1 protein-coding gene is annotated in these 2,165 nt (G+C 36.4%); it reads left to right on the top strand.

Annotation, left to right across the window (positions count from 1 at the left end; translation table 11 throughout):
- Nucleotides 1-634: 634 nt before the first annotated feature.
- On the top strand, nt 635-2,165 hold a 1,531-nt coding region (locus AC3DU7_RS32005), incomplete at its 3' end, for a hypothetical protein (RefSeq protein WP_488043258.1).

Below are 2,165 nucleotides of genomic sequence, written 5' to 3'. Positions count from 1 at the left end.
GCACAACGATATAAACCGAGTAAAGAATAAGTGCGTATAGTGCAAAAATTGTAGTAGACTGTTTCATTTTAAATAGTGCATTAGAATTGTCATTGCGAACGATAGTGAAGCAATCTCTAGCCAATTTCCTATTGCATCATTTTAGTTGAAACTATCCATTAGGTTGCGTTAGACGGTAAGTTTATACTCTGACCAAAAAATCAGGTCTCAAGCCTCCCCTTTTAAGGGGATGAAAAAAAATCGATTCAGTATTTCAAGCCTCCGACTTTAGTCGGAGGTTCACTGATAACTGATAACTGATAACTGATAACTGAAATGACAGTGATTTAGCAATCTGTCGTAACGCACCATTGAATATGTATCAGTCTACTAAGTAGCCCTGTAAAAATAAGTTGTACAAATTTTATCTAAAATGGATCATTAAATCTAGCTTCCATCAAAAAAACTGTTCAGGTTATTCTTACACGGCTCCTATAGCGCTACAAGTTTAGGTTAGGACATTCCTAAATCCACCAAACCCACTCACAGTTTACTTTTGCCTGTTGCCTGTTGCCTGTTGCCTAGCGCGTAGCGCTATAACTGGTAACTGATAACTGATAACTGATAACTGAAAAGACGTTTCTACTTTTTAGCAATGAATAATAATGTACCTCGAATGTTTCGCGCTCAAATAGAAGGGCGCTGTCAAATACAAAGATTACCTCAAGAACATGAAGATGCTGCTCATTGGGTTGACGAATGGGTAAAAGGAGCATCCCCTGATGTCCTGAACTTTAGCGATCGCATACGTTGGCAAGATTACAGAATTAGTTGGCGGTTTATCAGTAACAGTGGCCAAGATGAAAGCGTGATTCGTCCGGTAATTGGAGCTAAAGGTTATCCCTATTATCCAGGTTCGAGTATGAAAGGTGCTTTTTTACGAATGTGTTCTTCAGAAGAAGCTATCATATATTGCGGAAGTCAAAGTGGCAAAGAAACTAAACCTGGTATTCTCAGGTTTCATGGCGGATATCCCAAAGATAACAATTGGAGAAATAACGAATCAAAAGATAGGTTAGTTGATGTCGTACATCCTCAAGAATCTTGGCAAATAGAAGAGCAAGCAGAACATAGTGCTTTTGTCCAAATTTCTCTCTATCAACCTACTCTAGTATTTGGCATTTCTAGCAATCAAGATTTAGATGAAACAGAGTGGGAAAAAATTTGGGAGATTTGGAAAAAAGCTCTCAGTCAGGGAATAGGCACCCGTGTTAGTGCAGGTTACGGACGCCTAAAAAGCCATAAGGAAAACCGTTTATGTCCCCCTATCCATCTCAAAGGTGAAGGTTTAGCATCCCAATTAATTAATGGTAAAGGAGAATTGCGCCCGAATATGTTCAAAGCGGCACTTCGGGGTCATACTTTACGGTTATTTGGTGGAGTAACCGATAAAATTACTGCTCAGGAATTAACTAAAAAATTATGGGGTGGTTTTAATGGCAACAGTTCTTATGTTGGCAAATTAGGTATAGCTTTTAATGCCGTTGAAGAAGAAGTATTTGATTTCACTTTCGGCAATTCTAAATTACCTGTTTATGACTTAAATCAGGGAAACTTAGAAATTTTGTGCATGAAAAATATTTCACCTCAAGAAAGAGGTTATTTAAAGACATTAATAGTAAATATTGTTAAATTTTCTATGTTATTAGGTGGATTTGGCAAGTCTTGGAGACGAGTTGACCATCGTTTGTTTTTCCAAGACTATTTTAGGAATAATAGTAAAGCAATGATTGGTTGTCATTGGCAGTTTATTGAACACTCGGAAAAGTTGTATATTCCTGTTAACGATTTGTCTGATGTAACTAAATTTTTAAATGATTTACAACTAAAAATCAAAGGATATATTAAAAAGGTGGAACAGAAAAATTTAGCTCAACAACCAACTAAATGGAGAGAAGCATGGCATCCTAAAAAAGTGCAAGTTTGGGGTCGAATTGCCGATAATTATTTAGATAGTCAAGCAGTTTATTGGTTTCATGATGATTATCAAAGAGGAAAAACAATTAAAAACTCAGACTTAACAGGAAAAATTAGTCAAGTAGGACGAATATGGCATCGGATGTATCCTCGCTATATTCTTCAAAATAAACAGTTAGTATCAACCAATGAATATGTGGAACTGCTAA

The sequence above is a fragment of the Okeania sp. genome (assembly GCF_983059655.1).
This window is presented reverse-complemented; position numbering and strand designations above follow the sequence as displayed.